Source organism: Streptomyces sp. SS7 (assembly GCF_037993025.1).
GTDB lineage: Bacteria > Actinomycetota > Actinomycetes > Streptomycetales > Streptomycetaceae > Streptomyces.
This window is the reverse complement of the sequence record NZ_CP141223.1, coordinates 2,560,575-2,584,574: the sequence shown is the minus strand read 5'-3', so window position 1 is coordinate 2,584,574 and position 24,000 is coordinate 2,560,575. Positions and strand designations below refer to the sequence as shown.

Below are 24,000 nucleotides of genomic sequence, written 5' to 3'. Positions count from 1 at the left end.
GCATGCCGATTGGCTGGCGATCCGGCCGGTGATCGTATGTGGAAACGTGTAGCTGTGCCGTCAGGCGGTGGGGGTCAGGATGCTGCCGAGTGTTGGAAGGTCGAACCGCACGATGACCAGGGCGTGGTCGGTCACCTCGGCAACCTCGGCGGTGGCCACGATCTCGACGCTTTTCAGGGCGGGGGCGAGGTCGGGTGTGCTGTAGGGACGATCGATGCGCTGCGGTGGCCCTTGGTCGGTGCGCTGCAGACTCGCCGTCGGGGCCAGAGCCGCCCGCTGCCCAAGGGCGGTGGCCGCGTACAGCGCGAGGTCGGTGAAGACGCCCTTGCCGCCGGAAAGGATCTCGTCCGGCACGGTATCGGAGACGCGGATGCCGTTGCGTTCGATGGTGCGGTGTTCATAGTGAACGGGGTCGTCGACCTGCTCCCAGTCGGGCAGAGCGGTGACGTAGCCGTTCAGGTGAGGGTGGTGTGCGGCGCCTTCGCTGTCGCGGTGGGGGTAGCTGTTGCCGTCGATTTCCAGCAGCGCACTCTGGCCGTGGTCGGCCAAGGCCGTCAGTCTCCTGGCCTCCGTCGCCCGGATCGCGGGATCGAAGTGGCACAGGTGGCCTGAGGCGATGTTGAGGGGCCTGGACGTGCAGTGCCGCTTGAGACGGACCCTGACGTGGCGGAACGACTTCCAGGGCCCGTCGTGCTCGAAGTCGTTGTCGATGGTGAAGACGTTGGGATCGATCATCACGCCCACCGGGTTGCGGCTTCGTCCCTCCTTCGGGGACGACATGTACGGGATGAGGCCGCCGAGCGCGTTAGCCTCGGCGTGTAGTTCGCTGCGGCCGTTGTCCCAGGCGCCGGTCAGTTCCTGGCGCCACACAAGGTGGGGTTTGTAGGACGCGAGGATGGCGCGTGCGGCATCACGGTGGTCTTCCTTTCCCGTACGCCCGTGGCCGTTGTGCTGGATATTCCATCCCGCTGCGACCAGCTCGTCCCTATCGGCGGCTGCGGTCAATTTGTGCCTCCTCTTTGATCGTGAATGAGCCCTCGCGCCGGGGACATGTTCCGGCGCCCAAAAGGGGCGGATGAATCGTGCGCATCGGGCCGGGGCGCGACCGCACCTGTTCGAGGACGGGACACACGGCACAGCGGCTGCCTTCTCGCGGGAGCGACCACGGAGGTGGCGGGCGTGTACCGCGTGCGACCGCTCGGCGGCAGCTGTATGTGCGCGGCGTGGGCGGTTCGAGACCGGGCCGGCGGGTCAGGCAGCCAGCGGTGTCTGGTTGCGGCAGATCTCGATGACCACGTCGAGGTCGAAGACCGTGACCACGGTGTCGTGGTCCGACTTTCCCTTCATTTCGATGACCTCGGTGTGGACGACGGCGGGCAGCAGGAAGTTGGTGGCGTGGATGTGGTCCACGCGGTGAGCAGGGCCGTGGGTGTCGGATGCGGGCACGGTGGGCGCGACGGCTGCCAGGCCGGGCCCGTTGGGCTTGAGGGCGGCGTAGCGGGCGGTGTCTTCCAGATGCGCGGTGAGCAGGATGCGGTCCGGCTCGGAGTCCATAACCCGCTGGCCGGGGGCGATCTCGTAGCTGCGGTGTGCCCGGTGCTGTGGATCCTTGATCTCGTCGAGCGTCGGGATCGGGAGTTCGCCGGGTACCAGACGGTCCGGCGAGACATAGCTGTTGCGGTCCATGCCGATCGCGAGCACGGGGAGCTTGCGCTTGATCACGCCGTGGGGACCCTGGTAGGTCTCGACCCGGTCGGCGAGCCGCGTCAGGTCCTCGGCCTCACCTCTGCGCTTCGTCGGTGAGTTGTAGGAGAGGTGGGCGGAGGCGGCCACCACGTCGATGTCGTCGGTGCCGCGCACGCGCAGGGTCATTGCGGTGGGGTGAAGCAGCCAGCCGGGCCACTCGGTGTCCCAGAGCGTGAGCTGCTCGAACACCTCGGGGTCGTAGTACAGCGCGGTGGCGTGCCTTTTCGGGCCGAGTTCACCAGCCAGGCGCAGTATGCGTTTGGACTCGGCGAACAGGGTGGCTCCGCGCCCGGTGGGGGTGTAGCCGAAGGTCTCCTGCCGGCACAGGATCGTGGGGCGCAGTTTGGCCAGTCGCTGGTGCGTGGCGAGCCATATGTCGTAGTTACCGTTGCCGTTCAGTTCGAAATTGCAGCTGACGACAGTGATTTGGCGCGGCATGGTCATGGCCTTCCTTGGAGGTGGCAGCGGGGTGCGGAGGGGCGACTGGGGGTGGCGGTTCGCGAGCATGCGGTCGGACTGGTGTGGGTGGCGCTTCGGAAAGCCGGGGCGTTCGTGGCTCGGCTGGGAATGCTGTGGAGATTTGGTACAGCCGACGTGCAGGGCGCTACATCTGGGGCCGCCTGGAGTCGTGGTTGCTGCGGCGCGTGGCGGCGCCGGCCTGTGTGCGTCGGTACGGGATGCCGTGCGCGCGTTCCAGCCTGCGCAGCAGCTCCTGCAACTGGTTGACCAGCACCAGCAGGTGTTCGTACGCCAGGTCCGCCCGCGGCCGGGAGCTGGCGCGGTGCTCGGTCCGCTCGATCAGTTCGTGGAGTTCGGTTTGCTCCGTGTCGCCGGGCTGGGCGGCAAGGGCGCGGGCGTGCGTGATCAGGGTGGGGGCAAGCGCCTCCAGTGTGGTGAGCGTGTCGGCGACGGCGCGTGGCGCGGAGACGATGCCCCGGTTCGCGATGCTGTCCAGCTCCCGCCGCGCGGCAACGATCGACGCGGTCACGTCGGTGTCGGCCGGGCTCGCGGCGGGAGTTGTGCTCGTCATGGAGGTCTCCGTGTCGGTCAGCAGGCAGTGGGGAACGGAAGGTCAGGCAAGGGGTGCCCGAGGGGCGATGCGTGCGAGGTAGCGTTCGGACCACTGGATGCGGTCGATGCCCCGGGCGATTTCACCGAGGCGGTAGAGCTGGAGGTCGTCCGGGCCGGCGGGGGCTGAGATCAGGTCGATGTCGCGGGAGAGGCGGGATATCTCGTAGTCGGCCCGTCCGCCGTATCCGCCGTGGGTGTCCTTGGCTTCCTGGAGTGAAGCCTTGGCGGCCCGGCTGTTGACGAGCTTACTGTTGAGCAGCTCGGCGTCGCACGGAACGCCTTGGTCCAGCAGGTGCGCTGCGTGATAGAGAGCGCCTTCGCCGGTCATCAGGCGGGACTTGATTTCCGCGAGGTGGTGGCCGACGACCGGCAGGTCGGCCAGGACACCCCCGTAGCGGGGGCGACCCGTGGTGAATGCGGTGGTCACGTCCAGCACGCGGCGGTGAAGGCCCAGTGCGACGGCCGCGAGGTTGGGTCGGCCGCACACGAGGGAGGCGGTGTAGGCGATGTCCAGTCCGTCTCCTTCCTCGCCGAGCAGGGCGCTGGCGGGGACGCGGACGTTGCGCAGCTGTACGTTGCCGGCGGTGAAGCCGTGCAGTCCGACCAGGGGCGGCTGGGTGACTTCGAGACCCTCTTGGTCGGCTTCGACGAGGAAGGCCGACAGGCTCCGCGGGCCGTCGCGTTTGCCGGTGCGGGCGATGACGACGTAGAGGTGGGCGATGCCGGAGTCGCCGACGAAGCACTTGTCGGCGTTGATGATCCAGTCCTTGCCTTTGCGGCGCGCGGTGCTGGTCATGCCGATGACGTGGCTGCCGTGTTCGGGCTCGGTGACCGCGATGGCCATGTACAGGGTGCCGGCGGCGATCGGGGGGAGCCACCGCTGTTTCTGCTCGGGGCTGCCTCGGTGTAGGAGGGCGAGTGTGGGGATGAGCGGGGCCTGCAGGATCGCGCCGGCGGCGCCGCTGATGTACGAGAGTTCGTCGAGCAGGATCGTCTTGGCGACGTGTCCGGCGGCCGGGCCCCCGTACTCGGGGCCGATGAACACGCCGAACCAGCCTCGCTCGCCCATGAGGCGTGCGAGGTCGTGGTCGGTGTGGGTGCCCGCCGCCTCCATCTTGGCGATGCGGGGGGCGATCTCTGCGCGGGCGAATTCCCAGACTTGCTCGCGCAGGCTTCGGTGGGCGTCGGTCAGATACGCGTCGACAGAAGACATCCTGTGTTTCCCCTTCCTCGGGCCAGCGGGCCCAACAGCCTTGCCGTGGTGTGCGGTCAGCGCGGCGGGGTGAGCAGGTGCGGCGCTTGGGCGGGCAGTTCGTCGATCAGGGCCAGGGCCTGCTGCTGGTAGTGCTTCATGAGGCTGACGCTGGAACGGCCCCAGGCGGTCACACGGTCTCCGACCAGGCAGATGGTTCCGATGCCCGTGTCCGTGGACTGGTGGATGAGAGGGCCGCCGAGGTAGGTGCGGGCGCCGAGTCGGGCGACGGCGCCGTTTCCGGCCCAGCGGGGGGAGTCGTAGATGTCTTCCAGGGGCAGGATCTTGCGACGGTCCAGGGTGTGAACGCACCACCCCTGGTCACGGGGCATGAACCGCTGCACGGGCGGGATCTCGCTGGCGGCGGTCTGGCTCGGGCCACTGCCCTGCCCGGCGGGGACGTACATGCCGGCGAAGTACTGGTAGCCGTCCTTGAAGATGTTGACCATGCTGTAGAAGCCGACGGGGCTGCCGACGAGTTCGGCCGCCTCGGCCGCGAGCGCCGCAGCGAGGTCGTCGAACACCGGGATCGGCTGGTCCTCGGCCAGGTTCAGGGCAGGCAACAGGCGCATACGCGCGCCGAGTTCACGGTCGACAGGGACGAGTTCGGGGCGGGCGGTCTGGTCGTCGAAGGCGGTCATCGGTGGTCTCCGGGACAAGGGTCAGGGTCGGGTGAGCAATGAGGTGGGTCGGGCGCGTTCGCAGACGTGCTCGAACAGGGCGATCAGCACGCGCCGGGCGGAGGTCTTCTCGCGCGCGTCGCAGGAGACGACCGGGATCTGCGGAGCCAGATGGAGAGCCGCTCGGACGGCCTCCTCGGCATAGGGGTGGGCCCCGTCGAAGCGGTTGATCGCCACGATGAACGGTGTTCCGCGGCGCTCGAAGTACTCCACTGCGGGAAAGCAGTCTTCGAGGCGGCGCGTGTCGGTGAGAACGATGGCGCCGGCGGCGCCCTCCGACAGGTCGTCCCACATGAACCAGAAGCGGTCCTGGCCGGGCGTGCCGAACAGCAGCAGCTGGACCTGTGCTGTCGGGCCGAATCGCAGCTCCCTCAGCGTGCGGGCGCTGAGGGGGAAGGTCATGCGGCCGAAGTCCATGGCCACCGTGGTCTGCGACTTGTGTTCGATTCCGGACAGGCTGTCCGTCCGGAGGCCGGCCATGGTGAGGTTTTCCTCAGTCCGCAGCGGCTTGATCTCGCTGACGGTGCCGACCAGGGTGGTCTTGCCCACCCCGAATCCGCCCGCGACCACGACCTTGGCCGGGATCGTCAGGTCAGAGGCTTCTGCGTAGCCCGGCAAGGACGTCCTCCAGTACTCGTAGGTCGTTGGTGGCTGTGGTGAACCCGGTCGGCATGGGCACCGTCAGGTAGCGGTCGTCGAGCAGGTCGGACAGCCAGATCTTGATCACTTGCAGGGGTTTTTCCAGCGTGGCGGCGATCTCGGCGACCGAGCGGGGCCCGGAACGGCACAGGTTGAATACTTGCGCGTAGTGGGTCTGTAGGGCCGTTGCGGGCGGTTCCCGGCTGGCCTGGACCAGGGAGGTCCGGTCGAGTTCGGGGTGCGTGGCGCGGACGCGCCCGTGGACGAGTGCGTACGGCCTGACTGAGCCCAGATCGTCTTCGATCCAGACCGCGTTGTCGTCGTGCGCCACTTCACAGGACCGGCTGGCCGCCGGCGGCGCCCTGGTTGCGAAGTGCCACGGAGAGGTGCTCGGGCATGCGCTTGACCAGCAGCGCCGTCTCGTAGGAGATCTGCTCGACGTCTGTGCTGCTGTCGGCCAGGACGCTGAGCAAGGCGCCTGCCCCGGCCGCCATGATGAACAGGTAGCCCTCGTCCAGTTCCACGGTGACCTGGCGGACGCCGCCGGCGACTTGGAGCTCGACGGTGGCGCCGATGGCCAGCGAGTGCATCCCGCTCGCGATTGCGCTCAGGGTGTCCGGCTCGGCTTCCTCGCGACTGCTGAAGTAGCCCACTTTCAAACCGTCTCGGGACGTCACCAGCGCGCTCTGCGCTCCGGACGTCCTGTCGACGAAGTCCTTCAGCAGCCACGTCAGGTCATTCGCCGGGGTGTCGGGCTTCATCGGATGCCTCCAAGGCATGGGGGGATTCGGAATGGTCAGGGGATGGGTGATCACCGGCAGAGCCGTGCTGGTCTGCGCGCCGGCGGCCTGCGGCGATCCGCGCCAGCAGTCCGCCGTCAGGGGGCCGAGCAGGCTCTGCGCGGCTCGCGGCGCCCCTGCGCAGTCCCTCGGCCAGATAGGAGCGCGAGGGGTCACGGACCGCCAGCGGCGGAGGAGTCTCGTCTTCCGCGGCGGGCGTGTTCCCCTGGACGGGGGAGGACGGTTTTGGAGATATGGGCTGGGGAGCGGTCCTGCGCTGGGGCAGAGGGGCAGCTCCCTGCCCGGGGGCGGCCACTGAGTGTGGCAGTGCCCCGCGCACGGGACGCGCAGAGGGCGCAAGCCCGCCCGAACCGGAGGCCCGGCGATGGCCATCGCCTCGGCCTCGTGGCCGCACACCTTGAACACCCGGTGCGGGACGGCTGGACGCAGGGACAGCCTGGCCAGGCTCCTCCCCGTCGGCGGCCGTGTGGTGCAACAGGTCGAACGGAATGACGACGACCGCTTGGTTGGAGCGGTAGACGTTGGTCTGCAGCCTGACCTGGAGACCGATCCGGCTGGCGTGGGTAGCCACCACCCACATCCCGATGCGTCCGTCGTGCACGTACTCGCCGACGTTGTGCCGTGACACGTCGGACAGCAGTCCGTTCAGCTGTTCCCGGGTGCGATCGGGCATCAGCCGTCCGTGATCATCGACTTCGATGGCGATCCCGGCCGACACCCGGACAACCCGGATCAGCACCGGTGTGTCGGGCGGCGAGAAGTTCGTTGCATTGTCGATGAGTTCGGCCAGCAGGTGAATCAGGCCGGCTGCCGCGCGGCCGTGGATCTCGCCCTCGACCGGCGACGCCAGTTTCACGCGCGGGTACTGCTCGACCTCGGCGATCGCGTGGCTGATCACGTCGGACAGCGAGGTCGGTTTGTCGGACCGCCGTGGCACCGAACCGCCCACCACCGCGATGCTCTCGGCGAAACGGCGAGCGCGCGTCGCCATGTGATCCAGCCGCCACAGAGGGCGCAGGACGTCAGGGTCCTCGATCTCGCGTTCCAACTCGTCGAACGTCGCCAGCATCTGGTTGAGCAACGTCAACATCCGCCGCCCGAGCGTCAGATGCGCGCGCTTTTCCTGCTGGGCGGAAGCGCCCAGGACCAGCGCCTGCGCGTCCCGTACGAACCGGTGCAGCTCGTACTCCAGAACGGCGAAGCGGTCCCGATCGTCCGGGGGCATGGGGAGTTCATGCAGGGCAGGCCACTCACCGCGTTGGAGCCGGTCCATGGTCTGGCGGATGACCTTACTGCCGTCGGCTGCCACCACCAGTAGCCGGGCGATCCACTGCTCCACCGCGTCCGTGTTCGCTGCCCGCTGGCGGTGCACTTCGCGGGCGGTCACATCACCGACGCGCCATGCCACTGCCACCACGATCAGGAACCCGGCGGCTGCCGCGGACCACATCAATGCGATGCCAACGGACCCCACAGCCCGGGTACTGACTGCGTATTCCGCGGCGGACAGCAATAGCAGCGAGGCAACGGGCGGCAGCACAGCGATCAGCCGCATCCGCGACCGCAGACCCCGTGCGGAGGCAAGACTCTGGCCGGGCGGCCTGCCGTGCCGCCGCCGAGCAGAACGGGACGGGCGTGAAGCATCAGACATCGGAAACCTCGGGGACGGACGGCCAGAAGGGAGCGCCAGCCACGTGGCCTGGGCAACGGACAAGGAGGGGACCGCCGGGATGAGGCGTATGGCCCGGGGAGCGGAGGGAGCCCACGTCCCGGCGGGCGCACTGGGCCGCGGCGAGAAGGTCGCGCTGCCTTCGTCCGCCCTGCTCGGTTGTGGCCGACGGCAGGTTCAACACCCCCCAGCTCCGGCTTCGGGCACTGTGGCGTCCGGGCCGGGACCTGTTGAGGAGTAATTGCCGGGGCACAGGCACCAGACCGCACCCGACGGGGGAATCGGCGTACGGCCGGGGCCCACGGGAGTGCCCCGGCAGCCGGTCTAGATGCGGATGTTGCTGAGCGCGTCGGCCGCACTCTGCACGATGCGGCTGATCGACGGAGCGAGGGAGCTGTCGTGGAGGTAGAAGCCCAGGAGCACGGCCGCTACTGCGTGGCCGGCCTTGAGGCCACCCTTGCGGATCAGCAACCACACCACCACGGCCAGCACGAGGACCAGGGAGACGTTGATGCTCACGGACGTGGATTTCTGCCAGGGGGGTGATTCCGAGGAGTCCCGCAGGGGCAGTCGGGCCAGCGATGACGGCCAACGCGGCTGCGGGACTTGGGGCGTTCGCCCACCTTGGGGGTGGCGTGCCTGCGCAGGTTGTGGCCGCGATCGTCCCGGCGCGGCCGAAACGGGCCGTTATGCCAGGAAAGGCGGGGAACAGGGCGGGCACGGTCTCCTCCGGGTGTGCAGACTTGTCGTCTTGCGTCATGTCCGCGACGCCCGGGTGACCGTTTCCGGCCTTCGTTGAGTTTATAGGTAAACCAGCACAGTATTCGACGGTCTCAGACCAGAATCCTGTGAAAGATGCATGATGAACAGGGTGATCGCATCCAGAACGGAATTACCGCTGTGCTGTGGCCTTGGGGACGTAGACCGCTATGCCGAGAATCATCCAACTGACGTTCATCCAGCAGGATCGAAGGCGTCCTTAGTCTACGGATTAACGGCATTTGACTGGCTATCGCGGGGACGGTGGGATCAGTTCCTGCGCGGCCAGTCAACAACGAGACGACTGTGGGCCTTGTCGATGACGAAGCGCGGTTCGGATCCCCGCAGTTGGTTAATGCTGTCACCGACGGCCATACGGAAGACGGGGGCGGGCGCATTGTTACCCCAGCTTTGGTCCCATTCGTCGATCGCGGTGGCGACCTGGTCGGCAAGGTCTGCGGCGCGCGGACCGTGGCCGATAACGCCGATCTGCCAGAACACGCCTTCCTCGTCTTCACCTTCCCGCTTGGTGAGGTAGGCCAGGGTGTCGTCATCGAGTGCGGCCATGGAGCCCCAGCCGAAGTTCGGGATGAGACCGGGGCGGGAGCCGGGCATCCGGGACAGACCGTTGGCAAGCGCATACGCCAGATACAGATAGAGCCACTGGTAGGAGTCGCCCTTGCGGAACTTCACGCCGGTGTAGATCTCGGCCGGGGGCTGGTCCAGGACGGTGCGGATTGCCTCGCGGTCGACGTTCTGCTCGCTGTAGGTCTCCAGGCGGACGTCGCCTTCGCCTGACATGTCGACCATGGTGCGGATGTCGTTGCAGACGCCCTTGCGCAGAGGAACGAACGTCATCATCTCGGTGGAGACGGTCCTCCAGGTCTGGCCGTCACGTTCAAAGGCCAGGCTGCGGGAGATGCTGCCGCGAATCCGCATCGGGATGACCAGGCGCCCGCCGGGTGCGAGCTGGTCGAGAATCGCCGGGGGGATGTCGCCGGCGTCGACCGTGAACTGCACGCGGTCGTACGGGGCATGCTCGGCAAGGCCGGCCGCGCCGTCGCCCAGCACGACCTGCACGTTGGTGGCCCCAGCCTGCGCGAGGTTCTTCTGGGCGCCGTCGACGAGGTCCTGGTCGACGTCCACGGTCCACACGTGGCCGTCGGGTGCTACGAGCCGGCCGAGGAGCGCCGCGTTGTAGCCGGTGCCGGCCCCGGCTTCGAGGATCGTGTGGCCGGGCCGGGCGTCGAGTTGTTCGAGCTGGGTGGCGACGATGGAGGGGGCGGAGATGCAGGAGATCATCGCGCCCGTCTCGTCGTGCTTGACGGCCACGGCGTCGTCGACGCAGGCGTCTTGAAGAGCGACACCAGGGAGGAACCGGTGGCGCTCGATGCTCCGGAAAGCGGTGATGATCTCCGGGGTGCGCAGGTGGCCGCTGCCGATGAGGCGGTTCACGAGGTCTTCGCCCCACACGGCGGGGTCGGGAGCGGGCGTCACGGTGGTCTCCATCCAGGTGAGGTTAGAGGGCTGCGAGGTGGGAAGGCGGGGAGGCGCGTCGGCGGCTTCCGCCTGTATGCACAGGCGACTTGACGCAGTCAGTGCCGTAGCCTCCCGCTCGTCGAAAGCGTTGAGGCACGGTCCAAGACGTCGATCGGGTGAGAGGGGAGCGCAGGGCGCGGCGCAGGTCAGCGGAGCGTCGGCGACCGTTGCGTCAGCTGACGCCGGGGCGTATCACATCCGGTGGTACTCCTTCCTCCGCGGTGAGGCAGTGGGTGAGGCTCGCTCCAGCTGTGTGGACGGCCCGCATGAGCGTGGACTGCGCCGACTCCGGCAGGGCTCCCCGGCCGAGGCCGCCATCGCGGACGATCTCCTCCAGCTCATGGCGTGACCGCTCGCCGGCCGGTGGAAACGGGTGGTGGAGGATCGCGCGCGCGGCGTAGGCGTCGCCGGCCTGAACGGTGTCGATGACGATCGTGTTGTGCAGGGCGTGCACCTCGGCCTCGCAGCCTTGCGATGCCAGATCGATCGCCGCCAGGACCAGTCTCACCCGGAACATGCGCAGGTGGGGCGGGGCCGGCGCCAGGGCACTGTGCACGGCGTGTGCCACAGCGGTGAACCCCTCCGATGTGGCGCAGCCCGTCAGGTAGTCGGCGTAGCGGCGCAGGAGGTGGGCGACGGCTTTCTCCCCCGGTTCGGTGGTTGTGGCCGTTTCGATCAGGGAGTTGGCTGTGTCCGGGGTGTCCGAGTGCAGGCTCGCGATGACGCGCGCTTGCCTGCCGTCGTGCAGCCGGTCGGGGGCCGTGTCGTAGGTGGTCGCGTGCGCGGCTGCCTCGGCCCATTGGCCGGTGGCGACGAGGAACCGGGTGCCGTCTTCGAGGAGGAGAGCGTTCAGCCAGGGCTGGATGTGGTTCAGGGTCGCGTGGGTGGTGAAGCCCGTGAGGTCGATGGGATGGCCGTGGACGGTCACGGTGCCGCCGTCGTGTGCGGCGCGGTGCACGCTCATCAGCTGCTGATAGGCGGCGTGCGGGTCTCCGGCGCGGGCGGTCAGGCGTACGAGGTTGACGATCGGCTGGAGAGCGGCGATGGCGGTGTCCCCGGTGACGGGCCATGCCGCCTGGAAGAGGCGGAGTTGGCGCAGGCACAGATCGGTGGCCAGGTCGGTCATGCCGCAGTCGGAGGCGATCAGGGCGGACAGGTTCCAGGTGGCGCACGCGAGGTTGATTCGGTCGAGGAGCGGCCCGTCCTGCGCTGACTTCTCCGCGCAGGTGTGCACTTCCTCGACCCGGGTGGCGAAGCTGGGGTAGACGAGGTGGCGTCGGCTGACCAGGGGCAATCGCCGGGCAAACCGCTGGAGTTGGGCTGGCGGGGGCGAGGCGGTCACGGTGTGACCCTTTCCGTGGAGGCGTCCTGGTGCAGGATCGCGGTACGCGCCGCGTGCGCGAGGACGCTTTGGGTACGGGCGGGCAGGCCGAGCCTGTTCCAGTGGAAGATCACGTGGTAGGCGATGACCTCGCGCAGGCCGCGGCCGAGGGTGCCGTCGCGGTTGGCTGCGCCGAGTTCTCGTCCCGCGTGCCGGAACGCGCTGACCCAGTCGGCGGTGGGTTTGAGTGAGCGGTCCGACTGGAGCATGGGGCCGGCGGGGCTGGTGTCGGCGAGGAGCAGGTGCCGCAGGGTGTCGGCCAGGGTGTGGACCTTGTCGGCCGGTACGTCCGCGGGGAGGGGCCGTTGCCCGGTGACGCGGTGCCAGACGTCGCCCTGCTCGAACCACTCCAGTCCGGCGGCGCGCATCAGCGTGGCGCACAGCAGCAATGACAGCTCCCGGCGGCCCAGCTCGCCGTGAGATGCGGTGAGGATGGCGCGGCTGTCGGCGTCGAACAGGGCATGGGCGATCGTCATGCCGGCGTTGCCGCCGAACGCCGTGGTTTCGGGTTCGTAGGTGCCGGGCCACCAGCGGTGGATTCTCCCGCCGGTGGCGAGTTCGTCCAGTGCGTCGGCCAGTGCCGCGGGCAGCTGCGTTCCGGGAACCGGCAGCAGCCGTATCCGCCAGCATGGGTGTTTGCGTATGAACCACCAGCTCGTGATCTGCCTGTTCTGCTGGGTCAGGTCCAGGATGGGGGCGATGTGGTCGGCGGCGGTCTGCTCGGCCTTGTCCCAGTCGGTGAACTGGACGTACAGCTGACGCCACGCCGGGGGCCCGGCCTGCTGGGCGAGCGCGTGCTGCCCGGCCTGCTGGTAGACGGTGACGGCAGCGTCCAGATCGGCGGGTTCGAGTCCGGCTCGGGCTGCGGCCGTGTCCGTGCTGACTCCGGCCAGGACCTCTAGTACGGCGTACAGGGTGGCGTCCAGGCGGGCGGGCTGGTTCAGTCGATCAGCAGGCATGTGTCCCATCCCGAGGTCGGCGCGGCGTCGTGGACTGCGGTGATCAGGGCCAGGGCGGTGCCCGCGTCGCCTTGCAGGAGTCCGGGGCCGGTGCCCGGACGGGCCTGCCCGATCAGTCGGGCGGCCACGTCGGACAGAGCGGCGCGCAAAGCCGGGGTGACGGCGTCGTGGGCCGCGCGGAAGGCGGTCTGGTAGGTGCCTGCCCAGCCGTGACACAGGCCCGCGTCGGTGATCTTGGCGAGCTGGTCGGGGTCGGTGAGGCAGCGGACCATGGCGTCCTCGTACAGGTGCTGGCGTGCCCTGTCGCGGCGGGCGAGGGCGGCGAGCTGTCCGGCGCGGGCGATGCCGGGGGTGCCGTAGCACCAGCTGGGCCGGGCCGGGCCGCGTTGGGCGGGTCGGCCGGAGCGGAGTTCGCCGAGGTGGAGGTGCTCGGGCCACCAGGATCCGGAGGGCCCGTCCTGGCGCCAGGTGTCGAGCCAGTGGAGGATGGTGTCGATGGCGTCTTCGTGGCCGTCGACGCGCACGCCTTCGCGCAGGGCGCGGGCCAGGAGGAGGAGCGGGCCGGTGATGCCGTGGGCTGTACCGAAGTTGGCGTGGCCGTCTCCGACAGCGGAAGGCGTGAGGTCGGGTTGGTGAGCGACCCACCAGCCGGGTAGAGCGCCGTCCTCGCCGTGCCGGACGGGAACGGTCAGCCGCACAAGGTAGTCCAGGATCCGCTGCGTTGCGGAGCCGGAGGGGGACCGGCGCAGCAGGTACGCGCCGATCCCCGTCAGGCCGTAGAAGATGTCGTACTCGTGGAAGCCAGCCGGACGGCCGCTGTCGATGCGTGCCTGAGCGGCGTCGGCTCTGCGGTGCGCGAGTTCAGCGACGTGCCGGTCCACGGCGCAGAGCGCGTCCTGGTAGCGAGGCGCGTCGGGGGCGGTGGCGCAGTCGAGTATGAAGGCGACGGCGGGTGCCCCCAGGTACAGGCCGCTGGTGTCGGCGGCGCTGATGGTGGTGGCGACGGCGGTCTTGATCCACCGGTGGGCCTGCGGCCACGTGCGGTGTCGGATATGTGCGCGCTCGATGTGCAGGAGCGCGGTTCCGGCGGCGCCGACGGCCAGGTCCTGCGCTTGCCATGGCTGTTGTGCGGGGGCCGGGGAGGGGAGGGCGAGGCGACGGGCGAAGGCGTCCACCAGCAGGGCTGGGCTGGTTGTGATGGTCATGGCTGCCGCTCCCGGTATCGCAGGGCGCAGGCCCGGGCGAGGCGGCCGGTGGCGCGTTCGTGATCGGCATCGACCGGCAGGGCCCGGATGTAGTGCTGGTGCAGCAGCGACCGCAGTACGCCGTCGGGTTCGCGCTCGGGGGCCAGCTGCTGGCGGTAGGCGGTCAGGGCGGCAGTGCGCTGGTGCCAGGCGGCCACGACGTCCGGGCCGCCGGGCAGGTTCAGGACAGTGGCGTAACTGGGCTCGGCCAGGGCCAGGGTGAGCGCGGTACGGTCCCGGGGAAGCGGGCCGCGTTCCTGGGGCAGGGCGTGGGTCAGCCAGTTGGCCGCCCGGTCCGCGTCGCCGAAGAACTGCACCGTCAGGTCGAACATGCTCGCCGCGGTCAGGGCCTGCCCGGTGGCGGCGTCCTCCCCGGCGGCACGGATCTGCGCCACGCCTGCGGCCGAGTCCGCGGCGAACACCCTGTGCGCGGCGTCCAGAGCGTGGCCGTCTCCGTACGGGCCGGTCTGCGGCTGGCGGGTGACCAACTCCACGCGAGCGGAGAGGTGTTGGCTGTTGAGGTTGTCTGCCCAGGAGTTGACCAGTTGGGCGGCCGGCCCGAACGCGTCGGGGCCGGGCAGGAGCAGGTACAGGGCCAGGTACTGGTCGGAGTCCGGGCGGGCAGAGTCGCGGCGGCGCCTAAACCACCAGGGCGGCGCCGTGGCGAACTGGCCGAGCAGATCGGGCAGGTGGCCGGTCAGGATCTCGTCGTACCGCTGGGGGTGCGCGAACAGTCGGGCATACAAGACGGTGGACTGGCTGGGCGTCCCGGGGGCGGCGGCAGCGGCATCCGGCAGGCGGGGCGGGTCGGCGGGGGTGGAGTTCGCCAGAGGGATCAGGAGTGGTGGGGGCGGCCGATCCATGCCCAGTCCTGTGCAGTGGTGCTTTCGCGCAGTTCGACAACGCGGTTGCGGTCCACGCCGGCGCGCAGCAGCGCCCGGTGGATGCGCTGGTCGAGGTCGAGGGGCAGCTGCTGGCCGTCCTCGACCAGAGCCAGGTGTTCGGGGACGCAAAGCCGCTCGCGCCATCGGGTCAGGGCCTTGTCCCAGTCGGCCATGGGGGTGGCCCGGCTGGGCAGTTCCTCGGCGGACAGCAGCCAACGGGCAGGTGCGAGGATCGTCCGCTTGTACCGCACGCGTGGCAGGTAGGGCAGGGTGGCGGCGACGCCGAAGGTGAACTGCCGGTAGGCGGCGCTGCGGGCGGTGGTGATCTCCGCCAGGAAGCGGGCGAGCGGCGGCGTGTGGACGGACGCTTCCAGCGCGTGGGTGACGCGAGGCTCGACGTGCTGCCCCGTTGACCTGCGCACCAGATAGAACCGGCGGGTATCCGCAGTCACCGCCAGGTCGTCGAGCGGGATCACGCCGGGGCCGGACTCGTGGTGCTGGCCGAGAGGGATGGTGAAGGGCAGTACCTGCACGGTGCGGGCGATGTTCTCGTTGCGCCGCCGCCGAGGGGTGAACGACAGCTGCGCCGCGACGGCGCCGGGGGCGGCGGTCGCGTAGGAGTCCGTGAGCGCGGTCTGCGCGGACGGTGGGAGCAGGTGCGCGAACCGGCCGAGCATGCTGCTGCCGGGGCGGGGGGCCCCGGTGACCAGCAGCCGGTAGTCGCCGCTCTGCACGGCGTCCAGAGTGGGGGCGTGGATCTCCACGGCGATCTCGGCCCGGGGCAGGGGCAGCAGCGGTTCGGCGTGGTCGGCGGTCAGGTCGGCGATCGTCGCCCGGGTGAGGACCAGCTCGCGCCTCCCGTCGAGCATCGCGTCCTGGAGCAGGCGCAGGATCTTCTGGTCCCGGTCGGTCACCTGATAGGGCGGGCGGGCGCGCTCGGAGCCCAGGAAGCCCGCGGGCAGGCCGAGGCCGCTGTCCGCGACCACATCCAGTACGGGCACGAGGGCCTCGTTGCCGTACCGGTCGAGGAACCGCTGGTGGTAGTCGCGCCATTGCGGATACCCGTACGGATGGGGCGACAGCTGGTGCATGACCTGGGCGGCTTCGGCGGCTTCGGCCAGGAGGGCTTCGGGAATGTGGGCGGTGCAATCCAGTGCGGCGTCCACCAGGAGGGGGACGCGGCCGGTGGAACTCACGCGCTGCATGCTCTGCGTCAGCCGGTCGCTGGGCATCCAAGGCGCGGCCGTGCTGGGCTGGTTCATGTCAGCCCGGATTGAGGCGAGTTGGGAGGTCAATCCGGCGAGGTCGGGGATGCTGGAGGCATCAGCTTTGTCCAGCTCGTCGCATAGGTGTGCGAGGGTGTCGATCGAGGTCATCGGGGGCCACAGGCTGCTGATCAGAATGTTCTTGCTCAACAGGTTGAAGATCAGGCCGGTGAGCCGTTCTGGGCGCGCCGTAGGGAATTGGCGGGCCAACTGATGCACGAGCCTGTCGTACGGAATGGGGGAGCGGCTCGCGGCCAGCACGGCAGCCACAGCCCGGGTCTGGCGGAGGGACAGCTCGATCGGGGCGTAGCCGGAGGTGTGCGCGTCGGCTGGCATGCCCTCGACCACATGCCGGTTGCCTCGGGAGCGGCCGGTGTTGTTGGCCACGACCGTCAGCCGGGCCAGCAGGGCGGGGTGGCTCTCCAGGCGGGTAATGACGTCCGTCAGCCAGTCGGAATCAGGGCGCAGAACCGTGCGGTACCCCTCACCCCACAGAATGTGGGCGGCTTGAGCGGGCTCGGCGGGGGCGACGCCTGCGAATACCCCGAACGGGGTGGGCCGGTGGTTCCACCGCAGGAGGTACGCGGCTACAGACCGGACGGCCCGCCTGATACGGCGGCCGTCGGTGACGGTGCCGTTCAGGATCTCGGCGACGCGTTGACACAGGACGGGGCTGGCTGCGGACAGCGCCGTCGGCACCGGGGCGCGCCATACCTCCTCGAGCCACTGCCGACCGCGGATCGTGGCGTCGTCCCCGTGCAGGTCAAAGTCCGGCACGGGGATCGGCCGCGAAGCGGTGGAGGCGCGCAGCAGCATTCCGGGCTGCCACTGATACGTGAGGGGTGATCCCTGGGCCACCGGTGTCCCTTCCTGTTGTGGGGTGCGCGGACGGGTGGTGCCGGGGCGGCAGCGGTGATCGGCTGCCGCCCCGGCTAACGCCGCGTGTCAGGCGGCGTCCTCGATGGAGGACTGGCAGGCGCTGGCCCCGTTCTCGCAGGTGTTGCCGCAGCCGTCGCTGGTGGGGCACATGAAGACGGTGAGGGGGCTCTCGGAGATGACGACCTTGATGTCCAGCTCGAAGTCGTCGTCGGCGAGGCCGTCGACCGGCAGGTTGGCCGGGGCGGTGGGGTGGTCGAGTACGGCAGTGGTCATGGCGATCACTCTCTTTGTCCGATGGGATGGTGCAGGACGGCCTGGCCCGGCGCCGTGTTTTACGCAGTCGGCCAGGAGATCGAAATCCGGCTGTGCCTCTTGTCGATGATCCGGTCGCCGGTGATCCGGTCATCGGGCGTGCCCGCCGGGTAGACGGTGATGTGCGGGCCGTCAGCGCCGCGGAGCTTTTCGCCCCAGGTGCGGAAGATGTCGGCGATTCGCTCGGCGAACTCGGCTGCGTCGGGTCCGAAGGCGTGGACGCCGTACTCTGCGGTCTTCTTCTCGGTGTCGCGGCGCACGACGCTGTAGGCGAAGTGCGGCCCGTCGATGGCGACCATGGACCAGCTGTTGCCCGTGGGGCCGATCTTGCCGGTGGCCAACTCGGGGTTGGTGGACATGAAGCAGAACGTCGGGACCTGCGTGGACAGGTACATCTGGAGGTTGCCGATGGGCTCCTGGCTGGCGACGGTCACCCCGGTCCACGTCTCGGCGCGGGCGCTGTTCAGGACGCCGTCCAGCAGGGAGGGGTTGGCGGGCAAGCCCTCGTCGAAGCGCAGCGTGACGTCCTCCGCTCCGGGGAGCTGCATGACCTGCTGGGCGTGGGAGCCGGCGCCTTGCACCGCGACGAACCCGCACACGTGGGCGCTGGCGGCGACGAGGTGGTCAGCCTGCCGGATGAACCCGTACGTGCGGGTCAGGCCGTTGATGCGCAGCGGTACGACGAGCCGGCCGTCGTCCTTGAGCTGGTCGATCCAGGCGGGCGGGATGTCCCAGGCGCCGAGCGTCACCACGATCGCGTCGTAGGGGGCGTACTTGGCGACACCGTCCTCCGCGTCGGCGACCACGACGTTGACGTTGGTGTAGCCGGTCTCGGTGAGGAACTGCCTGGCTCGGTCGGCGGGCGCGGGGTCGATGTCGACGGTGGTGACCTGACCGGTGGATCCCACCAGCTCTGCCATGTAGGCGGCGTTCGGCCCGTTGGTGCCGATCTCCAGCACGTTGTCGCCCGGGCGGATGCCGGCCTGCTCCAGCTGCATCGCCTGGATCTGCGGGGCGGAGACCGAGCTGGTGTGATTGCCGTGCTCGTCCTCCTTGGTGATCACGGCGTTGTACGTGCTGTATGCGTCGCTGAGCGGCGCCTCGGGCACGGCCAGGTGCCGGGGCACCTTGCGCATGGCTGCCTCGACCGCGGGCGACACGATCGTGCCGTCCTCCTTGAGCTGGTCGACGACCTTGTTGCGGAGCTGGGTGGCCTCGTCGGGGTCCACGGTCACATCGGTCATGGAAAGGGGTTCCTTACGTGGTGTTCTTGCACAACTGCGCAGGCAGAGGGGCCTCGCGCGGTTCGCTGGCGGATGCCGGTTGGTCAGGAGCGGTTGGCGCTGCGGCCCAAGGGCACCTCCTGGATGCGTTCGAACGTGTAGGTGTGGCGGTCAGGGTGCTGGGTTTCCATCACCAGCCACACCGAGTCAACGCGGGTGGTCACGTGATGGCGGGCGCGGCGCAGCAGGGCGGAGGCCAGCGAGTCGGCGCGGTCCATCTGAGCGAGGTAGTGGGTGTCGACCTTTCCGTAAGCGGCCGACATATGAGGGAAGTACGCCTCGGCGGCCTCGGGCAGGACGAGGCCGGCGTTTGACAGACCGGCCCGTACACGCAGGTTCAGGTGCAGCGGTGGATCGGCGGGCACGTCATGGGGCCAGACGCGAGCGAGTACCGCGCTGCGGCTGAGTGCGACTGGCCCGATGTCGAGTGTGAACGGTTCCTGGTGGGCCAGTTCGGTGCGAAGGGCGTCTGCGGCGTCCTTGAGTTGGCGGGGGCCGACACGCTCGTCGGCGTAGTCGTGCGACAGGGCGCCCTGGATGGTCCAGTGCAGGTCCTCGTCGGCGACCGGGGCCACGAGGTCCTCGTACGAGGCGAGGACTTCACGCACCTGCCGGAAGTAGTCGACCACCGCGGCTGGCGGCAGCCACAGCACATGCGGGCGGACGCTGTCCTCGGTGGCAGCACCCTCGGCACGCCACAGCCGTCCGGGATGCATGAACGCCTTCATGCGGCGGTCACCTCCAGCTCGTGCAGGGCGAAGTCGGCAGTGACCAGCAGGTGGTCCGCGGCGGCCTCGGCGTCGGGACCGTAGTGGGTGCGGTGCGCGCGGGCGGTGGCGGCGACGTTCTCGGTGACGCGGAGGGTGTCGATGCGGCGAAGACCGAAGTCGTCGGCTCGGCCCTTGGAATCGATCCAGTGCCCGCACGACCACTGCCACGGCGCGTCCAGGACGGCGGCGCTGTCCCGGAGCCCGCCGGGGTCGCGCCGCAGGAACTCCCCGGCATCACGGTTCGCCAGCTTGGGTGCATCGGGATTGTCTGGGTCGAAGCGGATCTGGTAGCGCAGCTTGCGGTGCTCCTGCTCCAGGTAGGGCTCGGGGTCGTAGTACGAGCCGTCCGGGCGCCGGTCGGCGCTGATCGAGTTCCAGTCGGCCGCGACGCCGCCAGCCACATCGGGCTCCTGGAACACCGAGAGCACGCGGTGGGCCTCCTGCAGCCGCCGCTCCGGGCGGAAGGGGTCGGCGTGATATGAGCACCAGCGGGTAGGCACCGGGCCGCCGGTATGGAAGTCGGCCATGGCCAGGCCGTGCCAGAAATCGCTGCCGCCCTCGTACGCCCGGAATGTGCCGGGCACCGGCTCGACGTCGGGCGTCCACAGTAGGCCGACGTGGAAGCGGTGGGCGCTCGCTCCCGGAGCCTGGCTGGCCAGGGCAGGGATCGCCTTCCTGCGGTGGGCCGGGATCGCCTCGCACGAGAGGCCGGTGTCCTGGCCGAGCATGCGTAAGAGCCGCCGGGCGTCGGTCTTGGTCGGGCCGAGGAGTTCTTGGACGCCGAGGACGCCGGTGCGGTTCTGGAAGGCGGCGCGGATGATGCCGACGATCAGCTCGTAGCGGCGTTTCTGGTCGGGCGTGGTCGGTATCTCAAGGTTGAACAGGTTGTACGTGCCGAATCGGAACAGCGCCGATGTCACGGCGGACTCCCTCTTTCGTCGTGGTCAGTGCGCGGCCGAGGCGGACGGGTGGACACACACGGGGTAGCGGTGGGCGGGGGGATGGTCGATGGGCAGGTCGGGATGCCAGCAGCTCAGGACCTGGGCGGAGGGCACGAATAGCGGGCCGGGAAGAGCGTCCAGGCGGTGCCACCGCCATTCCGCGACCAGGTTCGGTTCCCTGGCGGTCGGGGTGCCCTCGAAGCGGCGGACCAGGACGGCGGCGGTGAGGCGGTTGAGGCTGTGCCGTGCGTCCAGCAGCAGCGTGAGCACTCGGATGTCCCCGGGGTTGGCGACGAGCCCGGTCTCCTCGGCGAGCTCACGGATCGCGGCTGTCTCGATCGACTCGCCCGCGGTGTCTGCGGCGTCCACCGTGCCTCCGGGCAACTCGAATGTGCCCAGGCGGTGTTGTCCCATCAGCACGTGGCCGTCCGGGTTGGTGACGATGATGCCGACGCCCAGGGCGGCCTGCGCGAGGGGCGGGCGATGGCTGCGCTCCTGTGCCGCGATGCGGGGTGGGGTGGTGTGCTGATGGCGGCGGGCCTGGATGAGCTGGACCACCACCGGGTTGCTGGGGCCCGGGGCTTGCAGGAGGTCGGTGGACTCCACGGCGAAGCCGTGCTCGGCCAGCAGCCGTTCCCAGACGTCGGGGGCGAGAACCCACATCTGCACCGGGATCGGCGCGGTCTTCGCCAGCCGTACCTCCCCGTGGCGGGCTGTGACGGTCGTTGAGGGGCCCTCGTTGAGGTCGGTGTGCAGGGCGGAGAAGACTAGTCGTCCGTGCGGCCGGATTCCGTCCCGCAGCGCGGGCAGCAGCCGGTACGGGTCGATGTAGGACAGGCCGTGCACGGAGTAGACGAGGTCGTAGGGCTCGGCGTCGCGCAGGTGCGCTGCGGCGTCACCGAGCAGGAACCGCACACCCGGCAGTGAGGCGAACCGGCCCTGGGCGCGCTGCTGCTGGGTGGCGGAGAGGTCGATGGCGTCGACGAAGGCTGCGTGGTCGCGGGCGAGATGCGCGGCGTGGATGCCGGTGCCGGAGCCGATGTCCAGCAGGCGGTAGCCGGCGACGTCGCCGAGGACGCCTGTGCCGGGACCGGTACCCCAAAAGCCCCAGTCGATCTCGGCGACTTCCGGGGGCTGATAGCCGCGGTCGAGCTGTCGGCGCCCGTACTCAAGCCAGGCATTCGCATTCACCGCTTCCGGCGTCGTGGCATCGGATGTGTTCACGCTGCCTCCTTGCGGAGTCGGTGCAGGGTGCGGTGGCCGCGTTCGACGAGTTCGGGGTCGCCGTGTGCGGCGCCGTACTGGATGCCGCTGAGCGCATCGAGCGCGGACAGGCCCTGCAGCGCCTGGGCTTCATCCGGCGACACAAGGCGGCCGTAGCCGTCGAAGAAGGCGGCTTGCCGGGCAGGGGCGTTCGCCCAGGTGTCGGCGATGCGGATGAAGTCACTGACGAGGGGGCCGACTTCGGCCCGCTCCCAGTCGATCAGGACCAGCACCATGTTGTCGTCGAGCAGCAGGTTGCGCAGCTGGAGGTCGCCGTGGCGCGGGCCGTGGGGGATGGGCGGCAGGGTCGTCAGGCGCTGGGCGAGGCGGCGGATCAGCTCCTCTTCGCCGTCCTCCAGGAGTCCGTCGGTCGCGGCCATATGGCGTTCCAGTTTCGCCAGGCCGCCCACGGCCTGCGCCATCATGGGCGGCTCGCAGCAGTGCAGGGCGCGCAGCAGTTGGCCGAGCTGGCGGTAGACCGCCTGCCAGGTCGGCTCGCTCAGCTCGGCGCCGTGCAGATTGATACCCGCCCGGGCGGTGACGACGGCAGCGAGCTGGTCGGGGTCGGCGGCCACCAGCTGGGGCGCGTGCTCCCGGCCGAGCGCCGGAACCCAGCGTCGGTAGGCCCCCACCTCGCGCCGGTGGAACCTGTTGTTCTGGTGCACCTTGAGGAACCAGCTGCCGCCGCCGCGGCCGGTCACCTTCCACACGCAGGAGCCTTCGCGCGCCCAGGACGAGTCCGTGGCTCCGACCAGCGGGCCGATGGCCTGTTCGGCGAAGTCGGCGAGCTGATCACCGAGCACGGCGCGCGCATCCGGTGCCCGGGTCGGCAGCGGACGCAGACGGATGGGCCCGGCCGGGTCGTAGGCGATGGGGTCGTCCGGCTCCTGGAGGTGAAGGGCCGCGGTGTGGCCGTCGCGGTACGCCTCCAGGCCGGCCCGGCAGTAGGCGACCATGTCATCCGGCGGCTCGTTGATCGGAAACCAGCCGAGTTCGGAACAGCGGTCCGGTTCGGCGATGCGCGGCACGCCGAACCACTGGGCGACCTCGAAGAACCAGCCGGTACGGTTCTCGCCCCCGGGCGAGCGGTGCTGCATCACCAACGCGAACCGGACGTGCTCCGCGCGGATGATGATCCCGAGTTCCTCCTCGGCCTCCCGGATCACTCCGGTGACCACGTCCTCGAAGTCGCCGTCAAGGTGCCCGGAGGGCATGTGCAGCAGGCCCGAGGCGTAGGTGTCGCCCGCCCGCCGGCTGAGCAGCACCTCGCCGCCGCGCCGCAGGATGAGATGGACGTCGACCGGTTCCCGGTGGCGCGGGCCCGCCGTCAGCTCAAGGTGGGCGGGGGCATTCTCGTGCCCCGTGCTTTCCTGCTCGCCGGACTCGCCGTACGCGTGAACGTGTCCGCCGGGCTTCATCGCGCACCTGCCGCGGCTTGGATTTCTTCTTCCAGGAGGTCGAGCTGGGGGAGCACCCGGCGGGTCATGATGTGCCGTTGCTCCCAGTAGCGCAGTACGTCTCCGACGGCGTACGTGCCGGGCTCGACGTAGTGCTCGTACAGCCCGAACAGTGAGTGCAGCGCGTGGACCAGGGCCATACGCACGCATGCGACGAGATCCTGTCCGGGCAGATACGGGTTCTCCTCCCGGTAAGCGGTGATCAGAGCGAGGGTGACGGGAACCCAGTCGCTCTCGCTCGCCACGGTCCGCGGGTCGAGGGCGATCCGGCCCACCTCCCACGCCGCCGGCCCCGTGCGCGCGTAGAAGTCGATGACCGCGGCCACCCGGCCAGCCGGGCTCAAGAGCACGTTGGGCGTGGTCAGATCGGCGTGCAACGGCTGCTGCACCGGATCGGCCGGAAAGCCCTTCCGAAGGGGATCGGCGTGGGCGAGCAGGTCCTGACGACGCTCCTCCAGCATCTGCGTATGCGTCGCGGCTGCCGCGCCCTCATGGTGGGCGAGAACGTCGCGAAGTCGCTGGTAGTCGTTGTCGAATCGCTGTTGGCCCGCGTCGGTCCACCAGCGGGCGGACAGGACCGGCAGGGTGCCGGGGTAGGCGGCTAGCTGCCGGTGAAGACGCCCGATGACGGACCCGATCTCCTCGGCCAGGGAGATCGTCAGGGGCCGGGCGGAGGCCGGGGCGCCGTCGATGTAGTCCTGCACCGTGACGAGGCGGCCGTCGTGCCGGGCGAAGGGCATGCCGTCGCGGCCGAGCCAGAACCGTGGCACTGGCAGGCCCCCGCTGCGGGCGAAGCAGGTCAGATGCGTTGCCGCCCGTACCTCGGCCTCGGTCTGCCCGGGGCGCATGGTTTTGACGAAGACCTGCTGTTCGTCGTCGAGTACGGCGCGATGGTTGACGGTGTCCGTACCGGCTCGCACACGCGTCACTGCGGTTGCTTGCGCCCCGAAGCCGTGGAGCAGCGCGGCGTGTACGAACTCGCCCTGCGCTGTGTCCTCCCCGCCCCGATGCGAGGCCATCTGCCCGTTCACCGCCGGCCTGCTCGACGGGGGTGCGTCCGGAGCCGACTCGCGTCCGGGCAGCAGGGCGTGGCATCAGCCAACCGCCCCGCAAGGGGGTTTACAGCAACGCGCGGGAACGTGCGGGTGTTGGGCATGCGGATCTCCGGGGTGCAGACGTGACGTCCAGCGTCAGTGACCGCGACGCC

23 protein-coding genes are annotated in these 24,000 nt (G+C 69.6%); all 23 read right to left on the bottom strand.

Going from position 1 to position 24,000, the window contains the following annotated elements; genetic code table 11:
* Positions 1 to 60: 60 nt before the first annotated feature.
* Complete coding sequence (locus U5640_RS11525; RefSeq protein WP_340375702.1) at positions 61 to 1,005, bottom strand: endonuclease/exonuclease/phosphatase family protein; 945 nt, start codon at positions 1,003 to 1,005, stop codon at positions 61 to 63.
* A 246-nt stretch (positions 1,006 to 1,251) separates the two neighbouring features.
* Positions 1,252 to 2,184, bottom strand: coding sequence for a hypothetical protein (locus tag U5640_RS11520; protein WP_340375701.1), 933 nt, complete (start codon positions 2,182 to 2,184; stop codon positions 1,252 to 1,254).
* Between the two features lie 166 nt (positions 2,185 to 2,350).
* A complete protein-coding gene (locus U5640_RS11515) occupies positions 2,351 to 2,776 on the bottom strand; it encodes a hypothetical protein (RefSeq protein ID WP_340375700.1) in 426 nt (141 codons plus the stop codon).
* A 42-nt stretch (positions 2,777 to 2,818) separates the two neighbouring features.
* Positions 2,819 to 4,030, bottom strand: coding sequence for an acyl-CoA dehydrogenase family protein (locus U5640_RS11510; protein ID WP_340375699.1), 1,212 nt, complete (start codon positions 4,028 to 4,030; stop codon positions 2,819 to 2,821).
* 56 nt (positions 4,031 to 4,086) lie between these two features.
* A complete protein-coding gene (locus U5640_RS11505; protein ID WP_340375698.1) occupies positions 4,087 to 4,710 on the bottom strand; it encodes a GAF domain-containing protein in 624 nt (207 codons plus the stop codon).
* 21 nt (positions 4,711 to 4,731) lie between these two features.
* Complete coding sequence (locus tag U5640_RS11500; protein WP_340375697.1) at positions 4,732 to 5,367, bottom strand: ATP/GTP-binding protein; 636 nt, start codon at positions 5,365 to 5,367, stop codon at positions 4,732 to 4,734.
* A complete protein-coding gene (locus U5640_RS11495; RefSeq protein WP_340375696.1) occupies positions 5,342 to 5,719 on the bottom strand; it encodes a DUF742 domain-containing protein in 378 nt (125 codons plus the stop codon). The genes U5640_RS11500 and U5640_RS11495 overlap by 26 nt, the downstream gene beginning before the upstream one ends.
* A gap of 1 nt (position 5,720) precedes the next feature.
* A complete protein-coding gene (locus tag U5640_RS11490) occupies positions 5,721 to 6,149 on the bottom strand; it encodes a roadblock/LC7 domain-containing protein (protein ID WP_340375695.1) in 429 nt (142 codons plus the stop codon).
* Positions 6,124 to 7,743 (bottom strand): ATP-binding protein, encoded by a 1,620-nt coding sequence (locus U5640_RS11485; RefSeq protein WP_340375694.1) that lies wholly within the window; start codon positions 7,741 to 7,743, stop codon positions 6,124 to 6,126. Before U5640_RS11485 ends, U5640_RS11490 begins: the two co-directional genes overlap by 26 nt.
* 438 nt (positions 7,744 to 8,181) lie before the next feature.
* Entirely contained in the window at positions 8,182 to 8,376 is a 195-nt protein-coding gene (locus U5640_RS11480) for a hypothetical protein (RefSeq protein WP_340375693.1), read from the bottom strand.
* A 510-nt stretch (positions 8,377 to 8,886) separates the two neighbouring features.
* Positions 8,887 to 10,125 (bottom strand): methyltransferase, FxLD system, encoded by a 1,239-nt coding sequence (gene fxlM, locus U5640_RS11475; RefSeq protein WP_340375692.1) that lies wholly within the window; start codon positions 10,123 to 10,125, stop codon positions 8,887 to 8,889.
* 202 nt (positions 10,126 to 10,327) lie between these two features.
* Complete coding sequence (locus U5640_RS11470; protein WP_340375691.1) at positions 10,328 to 11,497, bottom strand: hypothetical protein; 1,170 nt, start codon at positions 11,495 to 11,497, stop codon at positions 10,328 to 10,330.
* Positions 11,494 to 12,495, bottom strand: coding sequence for a thiopeptide-type bacteriocin biosynthesis protein (locus tag U5640_RS11465; RefSeq protein ID WP_340375690.1), 1,002 nt, complete (start codon positions 12,493 to 12,495; stop codon positions 11,494 to 11,496). The genes U5640_RS11470 and U5640_RS11465 overlap by 4 nt, the downstream gene beginning before the upstream one ends.
* The gene (locus U5640_RS11460) at positions 12,477 to 13,700 is read right to left on the bottom strand and encodes a lanthionine synthetase C family protein (RefSeq protein ID WP_340375689.1); all 1,224 of its coding nucleotides are present in this window, start codon (positions 13,698 to 13,700) and stop codon (positions 12,477 to 12,479) included. The genes U5640_RS11465 and U5640_RS11460 overlap by 19 nt, the downstream gene beginning before the upstream one ends.
* Positions 13,697 to 14,602, bottom strand: a complete 906-nt coding sequence (locus tag U5640_RS11455; protein WP_340375688.1) for a thiopeptide-type bacteriocin biosynthesis protein — start codon at positions 14,600 to 14,602, stop codon at positions 13,697 to 13,699. The genes U5640_RS11460 and U5640_RS11455 overlap by 4 nt, the downstream gene beginning before the upstream one ends.
* Positions 14,575 to 16,746, bottom strand: a complete 2,172-nt coding sequence (locus U5640_RS11450; RefSeq protein ID WP_340375687.1) for a lantibiotic dehydratase family protein — start codon at positions 16,744 to 16,746, stop codon at positions 14,575 to 14,577. Before U5640_RS11450 ends, U5640_RS11455 begins: the two co-directional genes overlap by 28 nt.
* A gap of 87 nt (positions 16,747 to 16,833) precedes the next feature.
* The gene (locus tag U5640_RS11445) at positions 16,834 to 17,040 is read right to left on the bottom strand and encodes an FxLD family lanthipeptide (protein WP_340375686.1); all 207 of its coding nucleotides are present in this window, start codon (positions 17,038 to 17,040) and stop codon (positions 16,834 to 16,836) included.
* 59 nt (positions 17,041 to 17,099) lie between these two features.
* The gene (gene fxlM, locus U5640_RS11440; RefSeq protein WP_340375685.1) at positions 17,100 to 18,323 is read right to left on the bottom strand and encodes a methyltransferase, FxLD system; all 1,224 of its coding nucleotides are present in this window, start codon (positions 18,321 to 18,323) and stop codon (positions 17,100 to 17,102) included.
* 83 nt (positions 18,324 to 18,406) lie between these two features.
* Entirely contained in the window at positions 18,407 to 19,090 is a 684-nt protein-coding gene (locus U5640_RS11435) for a 2'-5' RNA ligase family protein (protein ID WP_340375684.1), read from the bottom strand.
* On the bottom strand, positions 19,087 to 20,052 hold the full coding sequence (locus U5640_RS11430; RefSeq protein ID WP_340375683.1) for a hypothetical protein: 966 nt from the start codon (positions 20,050 to 20,052) through the stop codon (positions 19,087 to 19,089). Before U5640_RS11430 ends, U5640_RS11435 begins: the two co-directional genes overlap by 4 nt.
* A gap of 24 nt (positions 20,053 to 20,076) precedes the next feature.
* On the bottom strand, positions 20,077 to 21,297 hold the full coding sequence (locus tag U5640_RS11425) for an NUDIX domain-containing protein (protein WP_340375682.1): 1,221 nt from the start codon (positions 21,295 to 21,297) through the stop codon (positions 20,077 to 20,079).
* Complete coding sequence (locus tag U5640_RS11420) at positions 21,294 to 22,754, bottom strand: phosphotransferase (protein ID WP_340375681.1); 1,461 nt, start codon at positions 22,752 to 22,754, stop codon at positions 21,294 to 21,296. The genes U5640_RS11425 and U5640_RS11420 overlap by 4 nt, the downstream gene beginning before the upstream one ends.
* Entirely contained in the window at positions 22,751 to 23,722 is a 972-nt protein-coding gene (locus U5640_RS11415) for a phosphotransferase (RefSeq protein ID WP_340375680.1), read from the bottom strand. The genes U5640_RS11420 and U5640_RS11415 overlap by 4 nt, the downstream gene beginning before the upstream one ends.
* Positions 23,723 to 24,000 lie beyond the last annotated feature (278 nt).

Bases quoted from the DNA above. Each gene is read 5' to 3' on its own strand.
- U5640_RS11420 (WP_340375681.1), bottom strand. From the start codon at position 22,754: ATGAAGCCCGGCGGACACGTTCACGCGTACGGCGAGTCCGGCGAGCAG.
- U5640_RS11465 (WP_340375690.1), bottom strand. From the start codon at position 12,495: ATGCCTGCTGATCGACTGAACCAGCCCGCCCGCCTGGACGCCACCCTG.
- U5640_RS11520 (WP_340375701.1), bottom strand. From the start codon at position 2,184: ATGCCGCGCCAAATCACTGTCGTCAGCTGCAATTTCGAACTGAACGGC.
- fxlM (WP_340375692.1), bottom strand. From the start codon at position 10,125: ATGGAGACCACCGTGACGCCCGCTCCCGACCCCGCCGTGTGGGGCGAA.
- U5640_RS11435 (WP_340375684.1), bottom strand. From the start codon at position 19,090: ATGAAGGCGTTCATGCATCCCGGACGGCTGTGGCGTGCCGAGGGTGCT.
- U5640_RS11515 (WP_340375700.1), bottom strand. From the start codon at position 2,776: ATGACGAGCACAACTCCCGCCGCGAGCCCGGCCGACACCGACGTGACC.
- U5640_RS11510 (WP_340375699.1), bottom strand. From the start codon at position 4,030: ATGTCTTCTGTCGACGCGTATCTGACCGACGCCCACCGAAGCCTGCGC.
- U5640_RS11455 (WP_340375688.1), bottom strand. From the start codon at position 14,602: ATGGATCGGCCGCCCCCACCACTCCTGATCCCTCTGGCGAACTCCACC.
- U5640_RS11485 (WP_340375694.1), bottom strand. From the start codon at position 7,743: ATGCGGCTGATCGCTGTGCTGCCGCCCGTTGCCTCGCTGCTATTGCTG.
- U5640_RS11445 (WP_340375686.1), bottom strand. From the start codon at position 17,040: ATGACCACTGCCGTACTCGACCACCCCACCGCCCCGGCCAACCTGCCG.
- U5640_RS11505 (WP_340375698.1), bottom strand. From the start codon at position 4,710: ATGACCGCCTTCGACGACCAGACCGCCCGCCCCGAACTCGTCCCTGTC.
- U5640_RS11460 (WP_340375689.1), bottom strand. From the start codon at position 13,700: ATGACCATCACAACCAGCCCAGCCCTGCTGGTGGACGCCTTCGCCCGT.
- fxlM (WP_340375685.1), bottom strand. From the start codon at position 18,323: ATGACCGATGTGACCGTGGACCCCGACGAGGCCACCCAGCTCCGCAAC.
- U5640_RS11490 (WP_340375695.1), bottom strand. From the start codon at position 6,149: ATGAAGCCCGACACCCCGGCGAATGACCTGACGTGGCTGCTGAAGGAC.